Source organism: Adlercreutzia sp. ZJ304, assembly GCF_011039075.1.
GTDB lineage: Bacteria > Actinomycetota > Coriobacteriia > Coriobacteriales > Eggerthellaceae > Adlercreutzia_A.
In genome coordinates this window covers 1-5,332 of record NZ_JAAKEG010000024.1, presented here as the reverse complement: position 1 = coordinate 5,332, position 5,332 = coordinate 1, and the positions used below count along the sequence as shown (strand labels likewise).

Annotated in this window: 3 rRNA genes; all 3 read left to right on the top strand. The window is 55.7% G+C overall.

Annotated features, from left to right (window positions below):
* The first annotated feature begins 199 nt into the window (after nt 1-199).
* The 3 genes from G7Y46_RS08970 to rrf all read left to right on the top strand — a co-directional run bounded on the left by G7Y46_RS08970 (nt 200) and on the right by rrf (nt 5,299).
* Nucleotides 200-1,705: ribosomal RNA gene (locus G7Y46_RS08970) — 16S ribosomal RNA — on the top strand.
* A 357-nt stretch (nt 1,706-2,062) separates the two neighbouring features.
* Nucleotides 2,063-5,057, top strand: a 23S ribosomal RNA gene (locus G7Y46_RS08965).
* A 127-nt stretch (nt 5,058-5,184) separates the two neighbouring features.
* A 5S ribosomal RNA gene (gene rrf, locus G7Y46_RS08960) occupies nt 5,185-5,299 on the top strand.
* The 16S, 23S and 5S rRNA genes sit together here, the layout of an rRNA operon.
* Nucleotides 5,300-5,332: the final 33 nt, after the last annotated feature.

Genomic DNA, 5,332 nt, shown 5'->3' with positions numbered 1-5,332 from the left:
TCGCGCCGCAAAACGGCGCAAAGGTTAAACACCTTTGGCACCTTGACAACCGGATACTGTGGATGGGATCACACAAACAAAAATGTGTGATCAAAAAGACAGCAAAATCTTTGATAGATCCACATGGTTTTGTTAATCAAATAACAAAACCACCTATCAATTAATTTGAACTTATGAACTCAAATAAGAGTTCAGGATTCGAACGGAGAGTTTGATCCTGGCTCAGGATGAACGCTGGCGGCGTGCTTAACACATGCAAGTCGAACGATTAAAGCACCTTCGGGTGTGTATAGAGTGGCGAACGGGTGAGTAACACGTGACCAACCTGCCTCATGCACTGGGATAACTACTGGAAACGATAGCTAATACCAGATACTATCTTTTATCCGCATGGATAAAAGATGAAAGCTTATACGGCATGAGATGGGGTCGCGGCCCATTAGGTAGTCGGCGGGGTAACGGCCCACCGAGCCTGCGATGGGTAGCCGGACTGAGAGGTCGATCGGCCACATTGGGACTGAGATACGGCCCAGACTCCTACGGGAGGCAGCAGTGGGGAATATTGCGCAATGGGGGAAACCCTGACGCAGCAACGCCGCGTGCGGGATGAAGGCTTTCGGGTTGTAAACCGCTTTCAGCAGGGAAGATACAAGACGGTACCTGCAGAAGAAGCCCCGGCTAAATACGTGCCAGCAGCCGCGGTAATACGTATGGGGCAAGCGTTATCCGGATTCATTGGGCGTAAAGCGCGCGCAGGCGGGTGCCTAAGCGGGACCTCTAATCTCGGGGCTCAACCCCGAGCCGGGTTCCGAACTGGACACCTCGGGTTCGGTAGGGGAGATCGGAATTCCCGGTGTAGCGGTGGAATGCGCAGATATCGGGAAGAACACCGATGGCGAAGGCAGATCTCTGGGCCGCAACCGACGCTGAGGCGCGAAAGCTGGGGGAGCGAACAGGATTAGATACCCTGGTAGTCCCAGCCGTAAACGATGAACACTAGGTGTGGGGAAGACTTCTTTTCCGTGCCGCAGCTAACGCATTAAGTGTTCCGCCTGGGGAGTACGGCCGCAAGGCTAAAACTCAAAGGAATTGACGGGGGCCCGCACAAGCAGCGGAGCATGTGGCTTAATTCGAAGCAACGCGAAGAACCTTACCAGGGCTTGACATGTAGGTGAAGCGGTGGAAACACCGTGGCCGAGAGGAGCCTACACAGGTGGTGCATGGCTGTCGTCAGCTCGTGTCGTGAGATGTTGGGTTAAGTCCCGCAACGAGCGCAACCCCTGTTCTGTGTTGCCAGCATTTAGTTGGGGACTCACAGAAGACTGCCGGCGTTAAGCCGGAGGAAGGTGGGGACGACGTCAAGTCATCATGCCCCTTACGTCCTGGGCTGCACACGTGCTACAATGGCCGGCACAGAGGGTTGCCACCCCGCGAGGGGGAGCGGATCCCTAAAAGCCGGTCCCAGTTCGGATCGTAGGCTGAAACCCGCCTGCGTGAAGTCGGAGTTGCTAGTAATCGCGGATCAGCATGCCGCGGTGAATGCGTTCCCGGGCCTTGTACACACCGCCCGTCACACCACCCGAGTCGTCTGCACCCGAAGCCGCCGGCCTAACGCAAGAAGGAGGCGTCGAAGGTGTGGAGGGTGAGGGGGGTGAAGTCGTAACAAGGTAGCCGTACCGGAAGGTGCGGCTGGATCACCTCCTTTCTAGGGAGATACCCTTATAGAAAGATTAAAACTAACTCATACCTCAAATAGTATGGGATCTATCACTTCCATCCCAGCATCCGGCTGCCAAGGTGCTAAGAGTGTATATATAACCTTGTAAATCTGCACCTTGACATCTGCATAGCGCGCGATAGTCCGCTGCCAATATATGGACTGTCGCGCGGGAGAATAAGTTATGCGACAGATTATTCAATTCGAAGCTGTTATTACCTAAATAGGGTAGCTTCGCAAACAAATCTGTCACGGACGATCGCAAATAATTGGTACATTTCTACCTATCAAGGTAGTGTTCGTGGTACACACTTGTGTGCCCGATTAAATCTTGTTTTCTTGTGAAGCGAAGATGATACGGGCGTGCGGTGGATGCCTTGGCACAGGCAGTCGATGAAGGACGCGGCAAGCTGCGATAATCTCTGGGGAGGGGCACACACCCGTTACTATCCAGAGGTCTCCGAATGGGGGAACCCATCTGGGGTCATGCCCAGATACCCGGTTTGTGAACACATAGCTTTCCGGGAGACTACCCGCTGAACTGAAACATCTAAGTAGGCGGAGGAAAAGAAATCAACCGAGATTGCGCGAGTAGCGGCGAGCGAAAGCGCAAATGAGCCCAAACCCGGGCGCGTGTAAGCGGCGAGGCGTTGCCGCCCGGGGGTTGTGGGTTTAGGCTTTTACAAGACTCGCATCTTGTAATGTGGTATACAAAGCAGACATCTAGCAAAACGGTATGGAAAGGCCGGCGAAACAGGGTGAGAGCCCCGTATGCGAAAGGTGATCTGGCCATATGCCTTATACCCGAGTAGGTCCGCTCACGTGAAAGGCGGCCCGAATCTGGGGGGACCACCCTCCAAGGCTGAATACTGACCTGTGACCGATAGTGAACCAGTACCGTGAGGGAAAGGTGAAAAGCACCCCGGGAGGGGAGTGAAATAGCACCTGAAACCGCACGCCCACGAGCAGCCGGAGCAGTCATTTGCGCTGTGACGGCGTGCCTTTTGTAGAATGAGCCAGCGAGCCACCGTATACGGCAAGGTTAAGCTAGAAAAGCGAGCCGAAGTGAAAGCGAGCCTTTAAGATGGCGTTTTAGTCGTATGCGGTGAGGCGCGAAGCCGGGTGAGCTATCCCAGGCCAGGCTGAAGCGGGGGTAAGACCCCGTGGAGGGCCGAACCCACTTGGGTTGAAAACCGAGGGGATGAGCCTGGGATAGGGGTGAAAGGCCAATCAAACCCGGAGATATCTCGTTCTCCCCGAAATAGCTTTAGGGCTAGCCCCGAAGCGTTCTCCTTAGGTGGTAGAGCCACCGGATCTTTGAGGGGGCGTCACAGCCTGCCGATGAGAACCGAACTCCGAATGCCTAAGGATAAAAGCTCGGGAGTCAGGTCACGTGGGATAAGCCGCGTGCCCGAGAGGGAAACAGCCCAGACCGCCCGCTAAGGTCCCTAAGTACATGCTAAGTGGCAAAGGATGTGCGTCTGCCCAGACAACCAGGATGTTGGCTTAGAAGCAGCCATGCATTTAAAGAGTGCGTAACAGCTCACTGGTCGAGTGGACATGCGCCGACAATTAACGGGGCTAAAGCATGTCACCGAAGCGGCGGGTTGACAGTTTATCTGTCAGCGGTAGGGGAGCTTCCCACACGGCGGCGAAGCGGATGGGTGACCATCCGTGGAGTGTGTGGGAGTGAGAATGCTGGCATGAGTAGCGAGAGCGGGGCGAGAAACCCCGCCGCCGCAAGCCCAAGGTTTCCTGGGGAAGGCTAATCCCCCCAGGGTCAGTCGGGAGCTAAGGCGAGGGCGAAAGCCGTAGTCGATGCACAACGGGTTGATATTCCCGTACCGCTAACCAGACGTTATACCGATGAGGCGACGGAGGAGGGCAGCCGGGCGGGGTTCTGGACGTCCCCGTGAAAGCGTGTAGGGGCTAGTCGCATGAAAATCAGCGACTAGACATTCCCTGAGACGTGAGACGAAGCGAGTATTCGCGAAGCCGGTCATCCCATGCTCCCTAGAAAAACCCCTAGGAAGACTGGTTGGCGCCCGTACCAAAACCGACACAGGTGGGCGGGTAGAGTATACCGAGGCGATCGGGAGAACCATGGTCAAGGAACTCGGCAAAATAGCCCCGTAACTTCGGGAGAAGGGGCGCCGCTTTTGGTGAAGATGTTTACCATCTAAGCTTTAGGCGGCCGCAGTGAAGAGGCCCAAGCGACTGTTTACCAAAAACACAGGACTCTGCGGAAAGTCGTAAGACGAAGCATAGGGTCTGACGCCTGCCCGGTGCTGGAAGGTCACGAGGAGCCGTTAGCAGCAATGCGAAGCGGCGAATCTAAGCCCCAGTAAACGGCGGCCGTAACTATAACGGTCCTAAGGTAGCGAAATTCCTTGTCGGGTAAGTTCCGACCTGCACGAACGGCGCAACGACTTGGGCGCTGTCTCGACCATGGACCCGGTGAAATTGCATTGTTCGTGAAGATGCGAGCTACCCGCGGAAGGACGGAAAGACCCCGTGAACCTTTACTGCAGCTTGGCATTGGCATCTGGTACGGCGTGTAGAGGATAGGCAGGAGGCTTTGAAGTGGGGGCGCAAGCCCTCATGGAGCCACCCTTGGAATACTGCCCTCGCCGTGCTGGCTGCCTAACGCGCGGCCGTGAACCGGCGTGCGGACCGTGTCAGGTGGGTAGTTTGACTGGGGCGGTCGCCTCCTAAAATGTAACGGAGGCGCGCGTAAGGTCCGCTCAGGACGGTCGGCAACCGTCACCTAAGAGCGCAAGAGCGTAAGCGGGCTTGACTGCGAGGCATACATGCCGAGCAGGTGCGAAAGCAGGCTCTAGTGATCCGGCGGCCCCATGTGGGAGGGCCGTCGCTCAACGGATAAAAGGTACTCCGGGGATAACAGGCTGATCTTGCCCAAGAGTCCACATCGACGGCAAGGTTTGGCACCTCGATGTCGGCTCATCGCATCCTGGGGCTGGAGCCGGTCCCAAGGGTATGGCTGTTCGCCATTTAAAGCGGTACGCGAGCTGGGTTCAGAACGTCGTGAGACAGTTCGGTCCCTATCCTCCGCGGGCGTAAGGGAATTGAAGGGAGCTGCCCCTAGTACGAGAGGACCGGGGTGGACGCACCTCTGGTGGCGCGGTTGTCGGCCAACGGCATGGCCGCCTAGCTACGTGCGGTACGGATAACCGCTGAAAGCATCTAAGCGGGAAGCCGGCCCTAAGATTAGTTCCCTTTTTGGTAAGGGCCCAGATAGACTATCTGGTTGATAGGACGCAGCTGTAAGCGTGGTGACACGTTCAGGTGAGCGTTACTAATAGCCCGAGCTCTTCACTTCTTAAATATTAAAGAAGACATACCTTCAATTGTAGAGACTCCGATAAAGACTTATTTTTCCTGTGTGACATATAGCTGGTTTATCACGCGCATGCAGATCTCAGGGTGTAGATAAGAGCACCTTATGTGAGCGGAACCATAGAGCGGGGGATCACCCGATCCCATTCCGAACTCGGAAGTTAAGCCCCGCATCGCCGATGGTACTGCGACGTCAGGTCGCGGGAGAGCAGGTCGTTCCGCTCACATAGGGTGCTTTATGTTTTCTTGGATAAATCA